Annotated in this window: 21 protein-coding genes; 11 read left to right on the forward strand and 10 right to left on the reverse strand. The window is 38.4% G+C overall.

What is annotated here, in order from left to right; all coding sequences use genetic code 11:
• The first annotated feature begins 2 nt into the window (after positions 1 to 2).
• Both JMN32_RS21715 and dapA read left to right on the forward strand, forming a co-directional pair.
• Entirely contained in the window at positions 3 to 518 is a 516-nt protein-coding gene (locus JMN32_RS21715) for a DUF6913 domain-containing protein (RefSeq protein ID WP_202858484.1), read from the forward strand.
• Entirely contained in the window at positions 518 to 1,411 is an 894-nt protein-coding gene (gene dapA / locus JMN32_RS21720; protein WP_202858485.1) for a 4-hydroxy-tetrahydrodipicolinate synthase, read from the forward strand. The genes JMN32_RS21715 and dapA overlap by 1 nt, the downstream gene beginning before the upstream one ends.
• A gap of 286 nt (positions 1,412 to 1,697) precedes the next feature.
• On the opposite strand, the gene JMN32_RS21725 is transcribed toward dapA, so the two are convergent.
• Entirely contained in the window at positions 1,698 to 1,874 is a 177-nt protein-coding gene (locus JMN32_RS21725; RefSeq protein ID WP_202858486.1) for a histone H1, read from the reverse strand.
• A gap of 108 nt (positions 1,875 to 1,982) precedes the next feature.
• The gene (locus JMN32_RS21730; RefSeq protein ID WP_202858487.1) at positions 1,983 to 3,230 is read right to left on the reverse strand and encodes an aminotransferase class I/II-fold pyridoxal phosphate-dependent enzyme; all 1,248 of its coding nucleotides are present in this window, start codon (positions 3,228 to 3,230) and stop codon (positions 1,983 to 1,985) included.
• Positions 3,231 to 3,396: 166 nt separating this feature from the next.
• Between JMN32_RS21730 and accC the strand changes: the two genes are divergently transcribed.
• From accC to JMN32_RS21750, 4 genes are read left to right on the forward strand one after another with little or no spacing between them, the layout of a single operon-like run.
• The gene (gene accC / locus JMN32_RS21735) at positions 3,397 to 4,893 is read left to right on the forward strand and encodes an acetyl-CoA carboxylase biotin carboxylase subunit (RefSeq protein ID WP_202858488.1); all 1,497 of its coding nucleotides are present in this window, start codon (positions 3,397 to 3,399) and stop codon (positions 4,891 to 4,893) included.
• Positions 4,894 to 4,907: 14 nt separating this feature from the next.
• On the forward strand, positions 4,908 to 6,206 hold the full coding sequence (locus tag JMN32_RS21740; RefSeq protein WP_202858489.1) for a DUF1015 domain-containing protein: 1,299 nt from the start codon (positions 4,908 to 4,910) through the stop codon (positions 6,204 to 6,206).
• Positions 6,169 to 6,738 carry a Maf family nucleotide pyrophosphatase gene (locus tag JMN32_RS21745; protein WP_238354582.1) on the forward strand — a complete coding sequence of 190 codons (570 nt, stop codon included), beginning with the start codon at positions 6,169 to 6,171 and terminating at the stop codon, positions 6,736 to 6,738. Before JMN32_RS21740 ends, JMN32_RS21745 begins: the two co-directional genes overlap by 38 nt.
• 11 nt (positions 6,739 to 6,749) lie before the next feature.
• On the forward strand, positions 6,750 to 7,691 hold the full coding sequence (locus JMN32_RS21750; protein WP_202858490.1) for a CPBP family intramembrane metalloprotease: 942 nt from the start codon (positions 6,750 to 6,752) through the stop codon (positions 7,689 to 7,691).
• Between the two features lie 287 nt (positions 7,692 to 7,978).
• Here JMN32_RS21750 and JMN32_RS21755 read toward each other — a convergent pair whose 3' ends face one another.
• The 7 genes from JMN32_RS21755 to JMN32_RS21785 all read right to left on the reverse strand — a co-directional run bounded on the left by JMN32_RS21755 (position 7,979) and on the right by JMN32_RS21785 (position 15,801).
• The gene (locus tag JMN32_RS21755; protein WP_202858491.1) at positions 7,979 to 8,953 is read right to left on the reverse strand and encodes a glycosyltransferase; all 975 of its coding nucleotides are present in this window, start codon (positions 8,951 to 8,953) and stop codon (positions 7,979 to 7,981) included.
• Positions 8,950 to 9,780, reverse strand: coding sequence for a glycosyltransferase family 2 protein (locus JMN32_RS21760; RefSeq protein ID WP_202858492.1), 831 nt, complete (start codon positions 9,778 to 9,780; stop codon positions 8,950 to 8,952). Before JMN32_RS21760 ends, JMN32_RS21755 begins: the two co-directional genes overlap by 4 nt.
• Entirely contained in the window at positions 9,777 to 10,544 is a 768-nt protein-coding gene (locus tag JMN32_RS21765; protein ID WP_202858493.1) for a glycosyltransferase family 2 protein, read from the reverse strand. The genes JMN32_RS21760 and JMN32_RS21765 overlap by 4 nt, the downstream gene beginning before the upstream one ends.
• Before the next feature lie 210 nt (positions 10,545 to 10,754).
• The gene (locus JMN32_RS21770) at positions 10,755 to 11,027 is read right to left on the reverse strand and encodes a Txe/YoeB family addiction module toxin (protein ID WP_202858494.1); all 273 of its coding nucleotides are present in this window, start codon (positions 11,025 to 11,027) and stop codon (positions 10,755 to 10,757) included.
• Positions 11,027 to 11,788 (reverse strand): hypothetical protein, encoded by a 762-nt coding sequence (locus tag JMN32_RS21775; RefSeq protein WP_202858495.1) that lies wholly within the window; start codon positions 11,786 to 11,788, stop codon positions 11,027 to 11,029. Before JMN32_RS21775 ends, JMN32_RS21770 begins: the two co-directional genes overlap by 1 nt.
• A gap of 244 nt (positions 11,789 to 12,032) precedes the next feature.
• Complete coding sequence (locus tag JMN32_RS21780) at positions 12,033 to 13,772, reverse strand: UvrD-helicase domain-containing protein (RefSeq protein ID WP_202858496.1); 1,740 nt, start codon at positions 13,770 to 13,772, stop codon at positions 12,033 to 12,035.
• Positions 13,773 to 13,779: 7 nt separating this feature from the next.
• Complete coding sequence (locus tag JMN32_RS21785; protein WP_202858497.1) at positions 13,780 to 15,801, reverse strand: ATP-dependent nuclease; 2,022 nt, start codon at positions 15,799 to 15,801, stop codon at positions 13,780 to 13,782.
• 692 nt (positions 15,802 to 16,493) lie between these two features.
• Here JMN32_RS21785 and JMN32_RS21790 point away from each other — a divergent pair.
• Positions 16,494 to 16,649 carry a hypothetical protein gene (locus JMN32_RS21790; protein ID WP_202858498.1) on the forward strand — a complete coding sequence of 52 codons (156 nt, stop codon included), beginning with the start codon at positions 16,494 to 16,496 and terminating at the stop codon, positions 16,647 to 16,649.
• A gap of 136 nt (positions 16,650 to 16,785) precedes the next feature.
• Positions 16,786 to 18,195 (forward strand): tetratricopeptide repeat protein, encoded by a 1,410-nt coding sequence (locus JMN32_RS21795; protein WP_202858499.1) that lies wholly within the window; start codon positions 16,786 to 16,788, stop codon positions 18,193 to 18,195.
• Between the two features lie 40 nt (positions 18,196 to 18,235).
• Here JMN32_RS21795 and JMN32_RS21800 read toward each other — a convergent pair whose 3' ends face one another.
• Positions 18,236 to 18,712 (reverse strand): helix-turn-helix domain-containing protein, encoded by a 477-nt coding sequence (locus tag JMN32_RS21800; protein ID WP_202858500.1) that lies wholly within the window; start codon positions 18,710 to 18,712, stop codon positions 18,236 to 18,238.
• A gap of 229 nt (positions 18,713 to 18,941) precedes the next feature.
• On the opposite strand from JMN32_RS21800, the gene JMN32_RS21805 reads away from it, so the two are divergent.
• From JMN32_RS21805 to JMN32_RS21815, 3 genes are all read left to right on the forward strand, one after another.
• On the forward strand, positions 18,942 to 19,226 hold the full coding sequence (locus JMN32_RS21805; protein WP_202858501.1) for a hypothetical protein: 285 nt from the start codon (positions 18,942 to 18,944) through the stop codon (positions 19,224 to 19,226).
• 115 nt (positions 19,227 to 19,341) lie between these two features.
• Positions 19,342 to 19,587, forward strand: coding sequence for a hypothetical protein (locus tag JMN32_RS21810; protein ID WP_202858502.1), 246 nt, complete (start codon positions 19,342 to 19,344; stop codon positions 19,585 to 19,587).
• An 85-nt stretch (positions 19,588 to 19,672) separates the two neighbouring features.
• Positions 19,673 to 19,990, forward strand: a complete 318-nt coding sequence (locus JMN32_RS21815; protein WP_202858503.1) for a hypothetical protein — start codon at positions 19,673 to 19,675, stop codon at positions 19,988 to 19,990.
• Positions 19,991 to 20,194 lie beyond the last annotated feature (204 nt).

A 20,194-nucleotide genomic window follows, 5' to 3' on the forward strand; every position in this document is an offset into this window, starting at 1 on the left:
AAATGCTTAGCAAAAAAATAATTTCATACAAAACCAAGGCACTTGTAAAAAAGAGCAAAGTTGCCCGCAATAATATAAGCTATGAACAGGCTAAGAGCATTGGTATTATTTTTACCATCGATGACCTGGCCAAGCACGAGACCATCAAGCAATTGGTAAGTAAGCTTGAAAAAGACGGAAAAAAGGTACAGGTTTTGGCCTTTCTTCCTAAAGGAAAAGAAAATTTTGAGTTCCTGTTTGACTTTTTCACTGACAAGGATGTATCCATATGGGGAAAATTCACTTCAGAACAGGTACACAATTTTGTAGAAAAGCCATTTGACTATCTTTTTTACCTGGATAATAAAAGTAACCCGCTCATGACAAACATTTTGGCTATGAGCAAGGCTAAATGCAGAGTCGGAAAATTTAATGAAGTTAATAACCAGCTTTGCGAGTTGATGATACAACCCCAAAATGGTAGTAGTATCCAACACCTGGCTGATGAAATGTACAGATATACTAAAATATTAAGCTGATGTCTAAATTATACGGTACAGGCGTAGCACTGGTAACCCCCTTTCATGGTAATGGAAATGTGGATTATGAAGGGTTAACCAATCTTTTGAAATTTACAGCTGAAAAGGGTGTTGACTATTATGTGGTACAAGGCACAACAGGCGAATCTGCCACTATATCGGCTAAAGAAAAAGCTGATATATTAGACTATATCAAGAAGAATAATCAACACCATTTACCCCTGGTGTATGGCATTGGAGGGAACAATACTCAAGATGTGATCAATACCATCAAGTCAACTGACCTGGAAGGTATTGAGGCTATCTTATCCGTAAGCCCCTATTACAACAAACCTTCTCAGGAAGGTATTTATCAGCATTATGTGACCATTGCAGATGCATCTCCCGTGCCGGTAATATTGTACAATGTACCTGGAAGAACCGGATCTAATATTTCTGCATCCACTACTTTGAGGTTAGCAAAACATAGTAATATCATTGGTACTAAAGAAGCTTCGGGCAACCTTGAGCAGGCTATGCTCATTAGTAGGGATAAACCTGATGATTTTATGCTGATCAGTGGAGATGATATGCTTACCTTACCTTTATACTCCATCGGTGCGGTAGGCGTTATTTCTGTACTAGCCAATGGTTTCGCGGATGTCTTCAAAGAAATAAAAGAAAGTGTACAGGTAAATGACTACAAGAAAGCTGCCCGTGCCGCCTTTCAATTATTAGAGATCAATCCGCTAATGTATGCTGAAAGCAACCCTGTTGGCATTAAGCAGGTTTTAAAAGAGTTCGGCGTATGCGGTAATTTTGTAAGGCTACCTCTTATTCCGGCTTCACAGGACTTGCAAGATAGTATTAGTAAATCCTTACAACAGATGAAAGCTGACCTTTCAGCTATTTAAGAGTCTCGAAAAAATACCTTAACAGCTCTGTAAAAATTCCGGTGCGCTTTACTAAAACCATAAACGTTTAGTAAAGCGCACTTTAGCCACATACTTCTCACTGTGACAACGGGGCAGCTTATACTGTTATCTGCATACCTTAAAATTGCTCAGAGACTAACTACACTTACCTAAAACAATAAGATCATTCCCCTTGATTTTCAGAATGTTATTAAAAAACGTCTTAAAATAAAAAAGGACAACTTTCGTTGTCCCTTTTTTATTTATTTGCTATAAAGAATTTAGATTATCCTTTGTTCTTGATATCTTGAACTTCAACTCTGATATCTTGAGCCAGGTTTTTCAAATCTTGCATTCCTTTTCTAACTCTAGTTCCAGCAGCGTTATTATTCTTATCGTAGAATTTATCGAAGTCAGACTCCAATGACATTACTAAATCTCTAAGTTGAGCAAATTTGTTCATACGTGATAAATTTTAAGGTTATTGAAAATTTTCTACTATTATTTTTGAGGAGGCAATATAAGCAAAATGTTTATAATTCAACCAAAAACGGTCTTTTTTTTAACTTTTTTACTTAGTTATCGCTATAATTTCCTCTCTTCTATAAACGCCATTGTCAAGTTTATCCTTAACAGCAGCAAATGCATTAATCGTTTCCTCTACATCTTCCAGAGTATGGACAGCTGTAGGGATCAGCCTCAACATGATTACATCTTTAGGCACAACAGGGTAGATTACCATTGAGCAGAATATGTTATAATTCTCTCTTAAATCCATAGCCATATTAGCACCTTCTCCTAAACCACCCTTAAACAGTACTGGTGTTACAGGAGATTTTGTGGTTCCGATATCAAAACCATGCTTCTTAAGCCCTGACTGTAATGCATTTACAACTTTCCAAAGGTTATCCTTCAATTCTGGTTTTGTTCTTAAAAGCTCCAATCTTTTAAGGGCTCCGATGACAAGTGGCATAGGAAGCGATTTAGCAAAGATTTGAGATCTTAGGGTATACCTCAGGTACTGAATGATAGACGGGTTACCTCCAACGAACGCACCGATACTAGCCATAGACTTTGCAAATGTAGAGAAGTAAAGGTCAATTCCGTCCTGAACACCTTGCTCCTCGCCTGTTCCTGCACCGGTTTTACCCATAGTACCAAAACCATGAGCATCATCTACAAATAGTCTGAACTGGTATTTATCCTTAAGCGCAATAATATCTTTCAGGTTACCCATATTACCTGACATACCAAAAACACCTTCAGTGATTACAAGAATACCACCACCTGTTTCATCGGTGATCCTCTTAGCTCTTTGAAGTTGTTTTTCCAGGTTTTCGATATTATTATGAGGAAACACAAAGCGTTTACCCATGTGTAACCTTACACCATCTATAATACAAGCGTGAGACTCAGCATCATAAACGATAACATCTTTTCTATCTACTATGGCATCAATAATTGATAATACACCTTGATAACCATAGTTTAGAAGCATTACTGCTTCCTTATCTATAAAATCAGCCAGTTTCTCCTCAAGATCAATATGATGCACTGAGTTTCCTGACATCATTCTGGCTCCCATAGGATATGCAAGCCCCCATCTTTCAGCAGCTTCAGCATCAACCCTTCTCACTTCCGGGTGGTTTGCTAACCCTAAATAATTGTTCAAACTCCACGTCAATACTTCTTTCCCGTTAAACTTCATTCTCGGAGCTATATCTCCTTCTAGTTTAGGGAACATGAAATAATCCTTCGGAAGATGCGAATGTTGACCTAAAGCGCCCTCTTCTACTTTTAATTTATCAAATAGATCCACTACAAATAAGTTTTATTATAAAACGTCTTATACTTTATAAAAAGCACACAAATCTAACATTAATAATGGTCTTGTCAAAAAGGCGTGTTTATTTTTAATGCGCCCTCAATTTCGTAAATAACAAATATTTAATTAGCATTGTGATTCATTTTTGAGGCCATTTGACATGAAGAAAATCCAGAAAATACTGATCGCCAACCGTGGCGAAATTGCACTACGAATCATCAGATCTGCGCGCGAAATGGGCATAAAAACCGTCGCTGTGTTCAGTGAGGCCGATCGTAACGCGCTGCATGTAAGACATGCAGATGAAGCTATATGTCTGGGACCTGCTGCTTCGGCGGAGTCTTATTTGCGCAGTGATAAAATCATTAAAGCATGTAAAGACCTGGGTGTGAATGCCATACATCCCGGATACGGATTTCTTTCTGAAAATGCAGAATTTGCCCAATTGGTTACAGAAAATGATATCATCTTCATTGGCCCCTCCCCTGAAGCCATAGAAACCATGGGAAGCAAACTGGCTGCAAAAGCAGCTGTAGCAAAATATGATGTGCCGCTGGTGCCTGGTACTGAAAAGGCTATTGACGACATCTCCGAAGCTAAAAGTATTGCCGCAGATATCGGCTACCCCATTCTCATTAAAGCCAGTGCCGGTGGTGGTGGTAAAGGTATGAGGATAGTAACCAAAGAAGCTGAGTTTGAAGAGCAAATGAAAAGAGCCATTAGCGAGGCAAAATCTGCTTTTGGCGATGGATCAGTATTTATTGAGAAGTTTGTTACTTCTCCGCGGCATATAGAATTTCAGATACTGGGTGACCAACATGGTAATATTGTTCACCTTTTTGAAAGAGAATGTTCTATACAAAGACGCCACCAAAAGGTAATTGAAGAGGCCCCCTCATCAGTTCTAACACCAGAAGTAAGAGAAGCAATGGGTAAAGCCGCAGTTGGCGTTGCCAAGGCTTGTAATTACTATGGAGCCGGCACAGTCGAGTTCATTGTAGATGATAAGCTCAATTTCTACTTCCTGGAGATGAATACCCGCCTGCAGGTAGAGCACCCCGTTACAGAAGAAATTACAGGGATAGACCTGGTCAAAGAGCAAATAAGGATTGCAGAAGGACAAGAACTTAAGTTTAAACAGGATGACCTTACTTTTAGTGGTCATGCTTTGGAGCTAAGAGTATATGCTGAGGACCCTAAGAACAACTTCCTTCCGGATATCGGGAGGTTAAATATCTATAAAAGACCTGAGGGCCCTGGCGTACGTGTTGATGATGGTTTTGAACAAGGTATGGATATACCTATCTATTATGATCCTATGATTGCCAAACTTACAGTATACGCAGAAGATAGACCCGCTGCCATACAAAGGATGCTAAGGGCAATCGAGGAATATGAAATAAGTGGAATTGAAACCACGCTGGAATTCGGAAAATTTGTACTCAACCATGAGGCTTTTACCTCGGGTAATTTTGATACAACTTTTGTAGAAAGGCACTTTTCTCCGGACAAGCTAGAAACAACTGAACAAACTGAGGAACAAAAGATTGCTGTAGCTCTGGCTGCAATGCTCCTTAACAATACAAAACAAGATAAAACCCAAAATACATCTAATTCCAACTCAAAAAGTAAATGGAAACAACGAGCTAGGAATTAGAAATTAATCAACCAATGGCCGAGATAAAACCTTTAAGGGCGTGGCGTTATAATAGTGAGTTAACCCCCAAAATTGAAGAGCTCACGTCGCCCCTCTTTGATGTAGTATCCTCCCGACAAAGGGAGAAATTATATCAGAACCCATATAATAGTATACACCTGTCAGTGCCAAGAGGCGAAAATGCCGCAGACGATGCTGCTTTATTGCTTCAAAAATGGAAAGATGATGGTATTATAGAGCAAGATCCTATTTACGGAATTTATGTATACTATCAATATTTCACCTTACCGGGAAGCCACAAAGAGTATTGCAGAAAAGGCTTTATCTGTAATATTAAAGCTTACGACTGGGATGAAGAGGTAATTCTCCGACATGAAAACACTATTCCAAAGGCTGTAAATGATCGCATTGAACTTCTCGACAAAACACAATTAAATGTAAGCCCTACCCACGGCTTGTACACTGATAAAGACTTTGAGCTAGAGAAATATATGGATGAAAGTATGAAGCATCCATTATTTGAAACAGAGGACTACCAGGGTGTAAGAGATGTACTCAGCGTAATCCATGACGCTGAGATCATTAAAAAATTCCTTGAAGTAATTGACGATAAAAAGATTATACTGGCTGACGGGCATCACAGATACGAGGGTTCTCTGATGTATCGGAAGAAAATGATGCAACAGGAAGGGCGCAAAGGAGATGAAGGATACAACTATCACCTGATGTTCCTGACCAACACTGAAGCTGATGACCTGAGAATTTTGCCTACACACCGTGTAATAAAAAACATAGGTGATTTTGATGAAAAAGAACTCATGGCAAAGTTCAGCGAAGACTTCATCATCAAACCTGTTGAAGATGCCTATAATATCAATGAGATCATACTGGGCAAACAGTGGGCCTTTGGACTACTTTTTAAAGACAATGCTTACAAAGTGAGACTAAAGCCTGAGAAGATCTCAACCTTGAAGTGGAACTTCTCAGATGAAGTAAAAAGACTGGATCTGACGGTAATGCATTACTTCATTATAGAGAAGATACTCGGGGTACCAGGCAAAGATCAACGCTCCTCCGAAAATATAGAATTTGACCGTAGCTTTAGCGATTGTCTTGCCAAGGTAATTCGGGATGAGGCCCAAATGGCTATCATCACCAATGAAATCACCATGCAAGAAGTAAAAAAAGTATGCTACAGTGGCTATCTTATGCCTCAAAAATCAACCTATTTTTACCCTAAAGTAATCTGTGGTTTCTTATTTAGCTCTATTAAAAATGATGAATTTCAATCGCCACCTTATTCTTGCTTCTAACTCTCCTCGCCGTCAGGAACTGCTGCGACATGCTGGTTTTGAGTTTAAAGTAAGAACTAAAGAAGTGGATGAGTCCTACCCTGAAGGAACTCCCCCTGAAGAGGTAGCCAAGTACCTGGCTTCGAAAAAAGGTGCTGCATACAAAATTGACCATCAAAATGAAGTACTACTCACTGCTGATACTATTGTAAAGCTTAATGATGAGATACTGGGAAAACCTCAAAACTATGAAGATGCAAAACGCATGCTTACAGCTCTCTCAGGTAAAAAACATGAGGTAATTACGGGTGTATGTATCAAAAGTAAAGAGAAAGAAGTAACCCTGGATGACACCACACTGGTCTATTTTAAAAGCCTGACAGAAGAAGAGATTGATTACTATATCACCAACTACAGCCCATACGATAAAGCCGGAGCCTACGGCATCCAGGAATGGATAGGTATGGTAGGCATTGATAAGATAGAAGGATCTTTTTTTAATGTAGTAGGTCTCCCGGTTCATAAGGTTTATCAAGCCCTCCTCTCCTTTTAACTATTTGCCCTTTGAAGAAGATAATTGCTTACCTGAAAGAACACCTTAAAGAAGATTTCAGCTGGGGATACTATGGCGCTATTGCAACTTTCCTTACGTTTAGTCTTATTTTCAATTACTACCATGACTTTGAGGACTCCGTCATAGACAGTTACCATGGCAAAAGCATAAGGATACTTTACTACTTTCTTTTTTATGGGTTTGCCTATTATTCGGCAGTGCTCATCATGGTCTTCTTCAAAAAAGACAAGGCCCTATTACTAAACAGCACCTTCTGGATCAAAAGTGCAGCTGTACTGACAGTACTTGCACTGGATGCTGCATTCCACTACCACGAAATACTCATTAACCAGGAGTTAAGTTACCAGCTTCACTATTGGGCTAAAAAGGTCTCTAAAAACCTGGTCAACATATTTACCACTATTATTCCTTTATGGATAGTCTACAAGGCGTTGGATCACAAACTGGAAAGCTTTTACGGACTTACCTTAAAAGGCTTCGATTACAAACCATACGTATTCCTTCTGCTCGTTATGGTGCCTTTGCTGATCGCTGCATCATTTATTGACAACTTTAACAACTTTTATCCGATCTATAAGGCTAACCCTGCCCCTAACTACCTTGGCCTTGCAGAATGGATACCTGCTATTATTTATGAACTGGCCTATGGGTGGAACTTTCTAACCATAGAGCTGGTGTTTCGAGGGTTCATGATTTTAGGTATGGCCTCACTTATGGGTAGAAATGTAGTGGTTCCCATGGTGGTGACCTACTGCTTTTTACATTTTGGCAAACCGGAAGGCGAAGCCATCAGCTCAATTTTCGGAGGTTATATACTGGGTGTAATCGCCTATGAGAGTCGTAGTATTTTTGGAGGTGTTATCATCCATGTAGGTGTAGCCTGGCTCATGGAGTTATTCGCCTGGCTACAACAGGTGCTTTTCAAGTCTTAATCATCTATCCTGCTCTAGCAGGCGTCTTTCCTATTGGATCTTTTTGTTTAAAACAGTAGCAAACAAAGCCAAATTACGGTTTTACTAAACTTAAGAAAGTTTGGTAAAGCTTGACTGCTCCATAGCACCAGCTGTAGTAATACCTCAAGAAGGAGGCCGCTCCACACTTTTATGCATATGACCTCTCCGACATGGAAAAGGGAATTTTGAAGCTACAACTTGAGTAAAAGCCTTAATTCGACTATTCTTAATCAACACTCAAAACTATTATCTTGTGTGTATCGCCATCAGGCAAAAGGAAGGAACTTCGGTTCACTATCCTTTTCAAAGTATGGTTTGGAAGCATTTAAGGTCTCCCCATTCATGATCTTCTCATATAATTTAAGAAATGAATTAGCCATTGGGGTAATAGAAAAATACTCCATAACACGATCGTGGATACGCTTGTAATCAAAGTCTGCAGGATCTTTCAGGTAATTGATCATTTCTTCTTTATTCGCCGTCAAAAAGCCTGAATCTGCGTCAACAATTTCTGGTATAGAACCATAGGGTGTTGCAAAAACGGGGCATCCGAAGTACATACTTTCCGTTATGGCTATCCCAAAAGGTTCATGCCATATCACCGGGAATAAAAGTCCTTTTGACTCCTGCATGACTTTGTTCTTCTTCTCCCCTCCGATCATACCGTGAAAACGCATGTTTGGGTCAACGGTAAATCGAAAGCCCATATGGAAATTGACCCGCGAGCCTCCTATTACATGTAGTTTGTTTCCACTCTTCTGAGCCACTTCTATTGCCCCTTTAACATTTTTCACCCTCCAGGCTGCTTTCCCCAGAAAGTGAAGGTAGTTTTTCTTATTAAAGGCTGGTCGACCATAGTCTTCAGGGTCTAACCCGTTATGCACATAGCAGGTAGCGTGATGCCTTTCTGCATGGTTTCTTGAAACAAACACGGTATTGATATCATACTCCGGTTTCTTGGTGTTTGACTCCATATGCACCAGGTAAGGCTTGTTAAGCTCCTCCATTACGGGAATATAGGAGTGTACCAAATCAACCTCATCAGGGATCTGCACACTCAGGGGCTTTTCAGGATCATATATTTTAACTTCAGCAAATGGACAGGTAGAACCTTCACCCACAAGAAAGATGACTTTGTGACCTTGTCTCACCAATTCTTTTCCTAACCACCAGACAATACGTTGTATACCTCCATACTTGGCTACCGGTATGGGCTTATCAAAAACAATTAAAATTTTCATCCGTTAAGTTTTTCTATTCCGTAGGGAGTTTTCACCACGCCAGTTTTCCTGGTGTTCCTTCTGATCTCAAGGTTACGCTCGAGCGATTCTTTAGTCTTATAGCCCCGGGCATGATCAAGATGCACACAAATGGCTCTGTGCCTGATCTGCTTTCCTTTTATACCCTTATTCTCCAAACGCTCGCCTATTTCTCTATCCGGGCCGCCATACCTCATGCGTTCATCGTAACCATTTACAGCGATCAGGTCCTCTCTCCATGCGGAGGTATTACAGTTATTAAATGATGCATTTGCCGGTGTGATAAAATCCAGAAAATCCGCCCACTTTCCCTGAGCTCCTAATTTTCTTAGCTGAGAGGCTCCTTTCAGGCCATTGTCCTTGAGCCATTTCACCTCAAAGCAACGCTGTGTTTGTATATCTTCCTTGCTGATCTGCTCGCTCAGGTCCATCGGCAGCTTACAATACCCACCGGAAAGGAAGCGTCCTTTCTCCGCAAATTGGGCGTGGATCTCTACAAAGTCCTTCCTGGGAATACAATCTCCATCTGTAAACAGAATGTATTCATTTTTAGCCTCCATGATGGCAGTATTGAGGATGGTTTGTCTCCTATACCCCTCATCTTCATGCCAGAGGTGAGTTATTTTAATGATTGCTCTTTCTTTTGCCTGATCAATGACCCTTTTCGTCTCTTCTCCCGACCCGTCATCGGCAATGATCACTTCAAAGTTCTTATAGGTTTGGTTCTCATATCCGATAATAACCTTTTCAAGCCACTCCGGCATGTTGTAGGTTGCCATGATCACCGATATCTTCAAATCCCTGTTCATCTTCTCTTTTGGTTACGGTTTAACTCCCAAAGTCTCAAATACTTCATAAAGTTCAGATAGGCCGTTAGTCCACTAAATATAAATCCATAATACCCATCCAGAAAGCCCAGCCTGAGTACATACTTTCTAAAAAACTTATACAGCGGGCTAAGGATCACATGAAAAATAAAGTTTGCCTTTTTCCCTTTTTCAAATTTGGCGTGCGCCGCTATGATGGCAAACTTCTTTATTTGCTCGTAGTGCTCTTCCAGGTTCTCGTATGCGTAGTGAAGGATATCTCCTTTTAACTTCTCCGTTTTTCCTGAAACGATTACCTTATCGTGAGGGTTGGTACCTCCCCACTGCCCTTTTCTCCTGTCCCAAAGTCTCAACTTTTTATCAGGATACCATGAGCGCCTGAGCCAGGCTCCACAGTAGTTATTAAAACGGTTAAATATGTAGCCATCTGCCTGCCAGTTATCCTTCACAGCCTGAATCGACGCTTTCATTTTTTCCGACACCCGCTCATCAGCATCCAGAGAGAGTATATGGTCGTAAGATGCCTGGTTCATGGCATAATTCTTCTGCTCGATATGCCCCTCAAAGGCATGCTGAACAAATTTAACCCCCAGCCTTTTACAGATTTCCTCTGTCTGATCTTTACTATACGAATCAACAACAACCACCTCATCAACGATATCAATCATCGAACTGATGCAAGCCTCAATATTACGTTCTTCGTTATAGGTAATAATTACTCCGGAAATTTTAACAGGGTCTGCCAATAATGCGCCGATATAAAGTTTTTACTAATACTTGTTTGCTATCACACTGAAGCAGATAGCAACTGCGGTGCAAATTAAAGCTATTTTGAAAACAATAGAGGGAAGATGATCAAACTTTCGCGTTTTGGTTGGATAAATGTGGCAATAGTGAGGTGCTACTATTCCGTTCGTACCTTGATTGAGATGGGCCTTTGCAAGAGACTATTATTCTTATTTGTCACTATAATGACCATAACAAGAAATTAATTCAACCTTTTCTTTAGAAGAATACAAGTAAATTAGTCGGTGTTTTTGATTGATTCGTCTAGAGTAACAACCTGCCTGGTTTCCTTTCAAAAGCTCTGGCTGTCCAATTCCATCTAAGTGATTAGAAGCGCTTTCAATAGCTATTATAAGTTCCATCACCTTACTTGAAAACTTCTGATTTTCTGATTTCAATTTGGCAAAGTCTTTTTTAAATTGATCAGTAAGTCCAAAATCCATTATGCAGCTAATACTTTCTTGAGCTCATCAGAAGACGAGTGCTTTGTATTCAAAATTGCTTCAAAGACACTAATTCTGATCTTAATGTTGCGCATCCATTGTGACTCATCAGATTCATCTGGGCTCCATAGCTTAAACACATTAGAATAAACCGCAAATTCCTCAATTGAATTTTTCAATAACGAATATAATCGGCTTATTTCAGTTTTATTTATATGTAATTCACCGTCAAAAATTAATTCGGAAACAATAAAAGAATAGTCTAGGACAATTGAAGACTTGAGATAAGATAATATGATTTGAGAGTCTTGTCCTGGCAAGCTCTTCAATAACGTTTCTATATTGCCGTACTCAAAGGAAGACAAGTTGTTTATTGCAACAAATGGGTTGTTTGAAACCTTTTCAATAATCGAACTTGCAATTTTACCATATATATCAATAGCATTAACAAAGGCATATTCTAAATCTTTATGATCAGTTGACTTACTGTACTGTTTTTCAATTCTATCTTCAATAAGATCACTAAGTTGCTCAAATACAGACCCAACTAGTTCGTGGTTGTCGATTACTTCAAACCTAAGTTTAAAAAGATCGTCCATCAAAGAGTCTAAAGCTTTATTAACTCCTTTTTTTTTCGTTCGAATAACTATTAAATCCATTAAGGACTCAATTTTTTTAAATAAGTTCTCTGTTCCATAAGGAGTTGGATTCTTATGGATGTAATTTATTATTTCGCCAATGGGAGCTTTTGTTGCAATCATAGTACAAAGATAACGAGTTTTTTCAATAGATTGTTCTATTCCATGAACACCACATACAGACAAAGTTTAGTGCATTTTACACAAAAATATCTTTCTTCCTCGCTCTAGCAGGGAAGCCTTGATTAACGCAGAGTCCTTTGCAAGTTTTGCAAGAGACTCTGCCGCAAGGTAGTAGATATGACATCATACGGAGATAACGATATTTATGGAGATAGTATATGTACCTCATTCATATATCGTAGAACTAAATTGAATAAATATTTTCTGGCAAAAACCACTTATTTAATGTTGCCATAGCTGGACCAGACAATTCTTGTGTAAACAAAACAGCTAACCTTTTCTTAGGTCTGGAACAAGAAACATAAAAAAGGTTCCGGTTTCGTTCAAAAGCTTCTTTCTTATCAGCAGGAACTCCATCGTTTTCCCAAGTAAGAAACTGGCTCCAATTGTATTTATTCCACCCTCTACCACAAACAACCAAGACATTTTCAAATTGAGCCCCTTTTACACCATGGTTGGTTGAAAATGGGGTTTTGTCATTAATGTATTTAGCAAGTTCTATTACCTCTGAGTATTGAACAGATTTGAGCTTCTTGATTCGTGAAACAAGTTTTTCATCTGCTTCATCCTCAAATTCTGTTAAATCCTTAAGTGAAGAGAATTTCTGTTCAGATTCTTCAATTTTAGCAGATAAACGAGGTTTTTTAGTTTCAGCTAAACAATCAATAACATCTCCAATAGTACCTGTGTTTCTTGTTGAGATTAGTTTATCAAGGCTTTCATTCCAATTTCTTTTATCGTCATGGTTTTTCAACCTTGGAGTTCTAATTCCTATTGCTTTTAGCATTTCTCCATATTTCTTCTTGCTAAAATGTTCCGAAACAGGTTCTATAATATTTACAAAAAAGTCAATGTATTTATCTTGCATTTTCAGGTAATCATCGGAATACCTAAAAACCTTAGCAAGGTTAGCATAGCCTTGTTCCCTTGCAAGAACGGAATTAGTAAGCATCAATATTTTAGTTTTTTCAGGTGTAAACTCCCAGCCTTCATGAATTAATTGGTCTTTAACTTTCCTAAAATAATTACCGGCTTGCGATTCAGGTAAATCCCCTGTCCAATGTCCTCCACCTTTTCCATCCCTTCTTGTACCTGTCCAATTATTTGTATGGTATACTTTAATCTCTCCTACAGAAGTTGGGTCTTTTTCCATTTGAGGAAGATTTGGACGCATTCTATTCAATAATTCAACTATTTTCTTCTCAGATCGAAAATTTGCATTTTTTCCAATTTCCTCGACCTTTCCAGATACCATTTGCCCTATTCCTTTTTCATATATCTTTTGCCAATGATCGCCAAATAATCCAATTTGTATATTAGTATTAGATTCTATCAAATTTGAGATGATGGTTTTACCTAATTCCTCATTGGTGTCTTGATATTCATCAATGAATATTATAGGGTATTGATTTTTCAGAATATTTCTGAATTTTTCTTTAGATAAAAGGACTGTGAAAAGTTGTATTACAGTGTCATGATGGATCGAGATTTCTTTCTCTGTTGCTGCACGATAACCTAAATCGTATTTAACTTTTTGTTTTTTTAGTCCTCCTGCTTCAGCAATTTTTTCATTAAGCTTATCATCACCTAATGTTTGAATTAGTTCACTCATTTGGGATTGAAACCCCTGCAAAATTGACCAGCAAAATCCATGAATTGTATCAACGAAAACGGATGGATGGTTGTCAATTCTACTTCTAATCTCTTCTGTAGCAATATTAGTATAGGTTATACATGCAATTTTTTGAAAGCTTTTTTGAAGTGTTAGAGACTTCAATTTTATCAGATGTTTTAAAGCTTCGATTAAGGAATATGTCTTACCTGCACCAGCTCCAGCTTCAACACGAAATGAACCTCCCTCATCTAATGCAGTAAATATTTTTTTTAATGTTTCTTCTGATGCTTTTATAGCTGGATTACTCATAAGGGTCTTATTTTACAATGTCGGTGCTTAATACTTTATTTGATTCTGTCTCCGATAACCAATTTAACCCTTCCTTGATATACAGAGGAGTGTCCCAATCCGTTACCTCATAGGCGTATTTTATAGCAAAATCTGTCTTTTTTGTATTATACTTTTGAGCAACCTCATAAGCTTCATTTGCTAAAGCATCCCCCTTGGTTTCGCTAATGCCAAAAAGTGTTGGATTGGCAATGATAAAAGCATCTTCAAAACTTCTTCCACAACACTCTCTTGGTTCTTCATCTATTTGATAGGCTATTCTCCTTGTTCCTTGAATTTTATCTTTAGGTTTCTTAGATCGTATTTCAGTTAAATCAATATTTTCTTCATCCTTACCTTTGTCATCCTTGTATTTAAACCACTTAATTATTCCGGTATTGCTTGATTTCTCGCCTTCAAAAACAGGGAATGCTTTGTATCTCTTTCCTTTTTCTGTTTGCTCTGATTTAGTTGAATCGAGATCGGTTATGATTAAAGTCTTTAGCTCCAAAAAATCTAAGAAATTATAGAAATGATGTGCATACGCACCACCAATTTCTACAGTAGAAATAAATTGACTGGATAGATTGCCTTTATCTATTTTTTTGATGAATTCCGGCATTAGAATTCTTTCAGTTGGTCCTTCAATCATAATGGCTTTATCTGCAAAGAATAAGTCGCATTTAGTGAGGGTCAAATATTTATGAATAAAGTTTTTATCAGCTTCGTTTTTAGGTTTGCTGAATTCTTCATTGAGGTCTTTAATAAACGTCTGAAGTTCATCTTCTCCTTTTGTTAGAAAGTAACGTATCGAATCAAAATCAGCTTCATTTGCAATATGTGTGGAATGTGTGGTTACTATAAATTGAACTGGCCAACTTTGACTTTTGTTTAACAGTTTTGAAAAGGTATCTGCTATTTCATATAGTTTCCGAATAAATACCTCTTGCATTTGAGGATGAAGGTGTGCTTCGGGCTCTTCAATAAAAATGATATGATTTTTGGGCTGTATCTCATCAGACTGGAACTGTCTGAAATAATCAAATAAATGAAATAAGATAAATATTAGATTTCTTGAACCTAATCCGTTATATGTCTCGGGAAGGTGTATTCCATGGTTTTTTTCGTAAAGTAGCTTTGTGTTTTTCTCAATTATTGTTTTAGCATCAAATGATGTTTTAGTCGTGAATTTAGGGTCACTTAAACCAGGGTAGCCCATAATTTCAAGTGCAGGAATTAAAGCCTGAACTTTAGTATTGAAGTCGGAATCAACCTGTGTTTGTATTTGTTTTACAACATCATCCAGTTCTTTGGATTTTTGCTGCATTTCTTCCGGTGCAGATTCTTTGGAAGCGTTACTGAAAATGCTGCTTAGTACTTTTCCTAAAACATCATTTTCTTTTATTGTCTCATCATCTAACCAACGTTGAGCATTAATAAAATCTGTTCGAATTGAGCGTTTGAAATTTTCTAAATCTGTCTTTGAAGTATTTTCAGGGTCTTGTGTATCAATTGCAAGAATTTCAAAATCATAATATTGAGGTATTCGCTCTTTGATTACATCTAATAGGCTAGGGTCATTTTCATCCTTCAAGTCTGAAAAAAAACTATCAATCTTTCCATCTTGTAAGCTGTAAGATATTTTGATTTTAGTCTTTGTTACCTTCTCATCCAAATCAATGATGAAATTGCTCAATACTCCATAATCATCTTTATTATCTGCGTAGTTTATCAACAAAGACATATCAATGCTTGGAAGCAATCTTCTTATTAGAGAGTCATTCTTGTTTTTCAATTTAGCCTTTAGAGCTTTTGAGAAACAAGGAAGGCAAGCAAGACTAAAATCTTCAAGTTTGAATTTATCTCTTTTGGTGAATCGCCTGAATATCTCAGTTAATGATGTTTTTCCAGAGTTGTTGCGACCAACAATAACTGTTGTTTTGTCTTGTAAAGAAAGGCTGACATTCTTTAAAAGTCTGAAATTTTTTATCTCAATTTTCTCTATTTGCATATAATTGCGGTTTATCGTTTTCAAAGCTCAGGCACATTTTTCTGTAGCATACCTTTTTGATCATAATTCCCTGTTTGTTAATAAGGTAATACAGAGAAGCAGTTACAAATCAGCCATAACAACTATCAACTTAACCCTTCCTACCAATAACCAACACAAAACTTTCCCAACACACCCCACTCCTTTCCGAACCCCACAATTCCGTTTGTAAACAATTCTAAAAGTAACTCTACAGTAGTATCCCTGTCAATACCCAACCTTGGGTATTTTTAGCGGATGAGCATTGGAATATTGAGTTTGCACAACCGTATTAATTTAGCCGTTGAATATAAATTACAAAAAGGAAATTATACGCTTTTATGTATGCAAATTAGTTGCATCGACGGATTATTATTGAAAATTCCGTGTAAGGTATTATTGTAAAATGACACTTTAGGAAAGCAATTTTACATATCCCTCTATTGCAGTACAATTGGTCAGGCTCGGTTTATATAAAATTTCTTTTACTTGCCAGAGGTAACTCATTAGTGGTCTGATAGTAACCGATATAAGTCTAACTGATTCATTACCAGCGTAACATTGCCATGAAAGTACCATGAGACGATGATTTGAGAAACCATTAAATTTGTGAGGGTCTTATTCAATTGCCTGATGACCCAAAATACAACTAAACCCTTTAAATTCGGAAACAAATGAAAATCAAAAAAATTGCATTAATTGCCGTGCTTGGTATGTTTGGATTAACCTTTACATCGTGCCAGGAAGAAGAAATAATACCCGACACCGATAATGTACTAAACACTGAAGGTGTAAATGAAGGACATGACCAAGGGCCGGAAGACGATTGATCCAAATGATTAAACTTGGTAAATACTAATGCACGTAAGGTTTCCCAAGTATATGCTCCTTGATAATTGTGATAATACCGACATCTTTGTTCGATATTATCACAGTTATTTTTCAACCTATAATTTACCTAGCATTATGCCGAGACTTGCAACTCTGGCGGTCTTGAGTATGCTGTTTATCACGGCCTGCACTCAAGACGAGATCTATACCCACGACCCAGCCAAGATTGAAGCTTTAGAGCACACCTATCAAGAGTACCTAAACCACTATAAGGACTCTAAAATAGCCTTTGAGCTACTTGAAAAGTTGAGAACCCTAGCCATAGAATTAGATAACAAAGAATACTTAGCTAAGTACTATGACAATCACGGTTATCTCAATAGAAAAAATGACAAAAATGGAGAAGCTATCAAATCGTATAAATTGGCAATGAACCTCTATAGCCAATTAAAAGATTCTCTAAAAATGGCAAAGATGGCGTCAAATATTGGTAATGCCTACAGAGTGGCTGAACGACCTTTGGAAGCTCTAAAATATCATGAAAGAGCTGAAAACATATATATTCAACTGAACGAAAAACAGAAACTGCCACTGGTATATGATAACCTCAGTTTAGTGTATTTAGCCTTGGAAGAATTTGACAAGGCAGAATACCATATTTCAAAAAGCCTAGAAGCCAGTATTGTTTTGGAATCATCATTTTGGATATATAATGCATATGCTTCGTACGGTGAACTATATTTCAGACAACAAAGGTTTGATGAAGCTATAAAAAACTATGAAAAAGCTCTGACATATTTAAACGATAATCAGGAACTGGAAAAGGCCTTTCTACATGGTAACATAGGGGAAAGCTATATGAATACAGGCGAACTCAGTCAGGCCGAAAAATGGCTCAATGAAGCCCTGCAAATAAAAACCGCTTTGGATGATGCCGATAAACGGCCGAACCTGAATTATTTGGCAGAACTGGCCTCCCTCAAAGGTGATTACAAAGCTGCCCTAAAATATTATGACCAGGTGGTGGAGCTTTCCGTGTCTGATAAAGAATTGCTCTCCGAAGAACTCAGTACTGCTTTAGAAGCCCTGCAAACGCTGAGCAACAACCCGTCTGCCCGAGCTGCTGGTCTGGTGGTTTCCTCCCAAAAATATAGCCTGATCCGGGATAAAAAGAATAAATTACTGGAAGAGCAAAATGAGCTGATATCCTCCATGTATGCGCAGCAAAGCGTTGATATGGCGGAAGCTGAAATTACGCACTTGAACAATGAAGAAAAGTATAAGCACGAGTTACTGCAAAAGGAACAGCGAGCAGATTTAATGAATATCGTTTACGCCATAAGCGCTGCCCTTGGCCTGCTTTTGTTGGTGTTTGTGCTGTATAAATACAGGAAAAGACTAATCATGTATCGCAATTATAAAAATCAACAAGAGAGAAAGAGTAACAAACTAGAAAAGCTGCACGAAAGGCTGGAAGAAGAGGTACTAGCCTTAAACCAACAGGTGCATTCTATCAGACAAATGCTCAGGGACAGCCAATCTTAAGTGGCTGCCTTGACCTATAGTAGTTTCATTATACACTAATTTATTCCAGGGCGGCTCTTTTTAGCTCATTAATTGTATCCGCAAGCTTGTCAGAGGCATTTATCATCACTTCAAGTTTCTTTTGATACTTGCCTACCTCCTTTTCAGAGTTTTTCAATTGCTCCTGAAGCTCTTTTATTTGATTGCTGTTTTCCCTGAGCAGGATCAACGACTTTTCAAAAGCCGCTTTAGCATCACTATGGGCAAGTTCCTGAAGTTCGGAAATGCTGCTGCTATATTCGTGGGGCTTCTCCATCCCCTCACCTGAATAGAATAATTCATCTGTGGTGATACCGAATATTTTCGCCAGAACAGGAATAAGGTCTACCGGTATTTTCCTTCTGCCGTTTTCATAATTAGAAACTACACTGCGCGTAAACAATTGACCCGTGATCTCCTGCATCTGTTCTCCAAGCTCAGTTTGAGATAAATTATTTTTCTTCCTAAAGTGCGAGATTCTTTCGGTAATTGTTTTCAATTTGTTGACAAAATATTATATTTACACACATGAATGTAAACAAAATGAATACATGATTCATGTATGCTGTTTGCATCACATAAAGATCAAATATATATAAAACCATTGAATTTGCCATTGGCCTGTAACCCATTTGGAAATACGGTCCGGGGCAAAACAAAACGGGAGTTTTATATAGGTAAAATTGAAAGTAGTTCGCCCCACTGAGCAGTAATCAAAACTTAAAAACATGCCTACTGTAAAGGATTATCAAACTGTGATACAAAGCATGGAGCTTCTGGCCATGAAGATGGAAGTCATAACGCAAGAGCTGTTTGAGGCCAATATCGACTTCATCTGCCAGCTGGCAGAATCTGAGCTAAAGGAGGAGTTAAACGGCAACCTCTCTTCCTATGGCGCCAGGTTTCAGGGGCTTATAGAAGGGCTGGAAGAAGAAATGAAATTATTAAAAAGGGAAAAGATCAATTATCAGTTTCGTAAAAAACTAATGGCTGAGCGTGTCCCGCTCTGGTAAAGGCAGCCCTGTTGATTTGGGTTTAGGTTGACGGGTCAACGGGAGGTGCGCGTAATGGCACCTCCCAAATTGCCTGAAGGGACTGCATAGGCATTTATATTCTGAGTAGCACAAAATGAAGTCAAGCAAGGTAATCGAAAGAATAGTACAAACCGATCGTCTTCTTCAAAGTGGGAACATAGGCAACGCTGACGATTTCGCCAAACAACTTGATGTATCCAAACGTACGGTATTTAACCTGCTAAAGATGCTGAAAGATGACTTTGGCGCTCCTGTAATATTCGACAAAAGGTCAAAAAGCTACAGGTATGCCAGGAAAGGAAGTATAGTGATGGATTTTGTAACAGAGGATAATATTTAAAGCAACCCGTTTCAATTGGGTTTAGGTTGAACGCCACCAACGGGAGGGGCAAGTGCCTCCCGGCGGTGGCTACTGAAACATTTGAATGATGAAAGACAATACTACCTCTTGGGAGGAATCACAAAACCAGTACCGGCTCTTGCTCGAAGGCATGAACGAACTCATAAAGAACACCACACGGCTGGCAGAAACCTACAAAAGCACCAACATGGATTTCGCCAATTTGATCTACGAAAATGGCCTTGACGAGCTAATGCATAAAGCAAACCTGATAAAGGTCTACGAGCACAATTTCGAATTGATGTACTACAGCATGAAACGTCATGTAGAACAGTTGAAGCAACTCATGGATGCGCAGAAATTAACTATGATTAAGGATACGGTGAATTATCCGTTGAATTGAGGGGTGTAAGTATATACTGAACTTAGAAGGTGGAAAAACACCTCCGTAGTCCCCTCAAGGGGACATTTAGTGCGGTGGCCTCTATCCTATTGCAGCATACTTTAAGTAAGTCTTTTAAGATAACTCACCTGTTTTATGGCCTGTCGGGGGACGGCCATGGGGAAGTGACTTTGTTCTTGCTAGTGGTTATATACCCTACAACAG

It is taken from the genome of Fulvivirga marina (assembly GCF_016775155.1).
GTDB classification, from domain to species: Bacteria; Bacteroidota; Bacteroidia; order Cytophagales; family Cyclobacteriaceae; genus Fulvivirga; species Fulvivirga marina.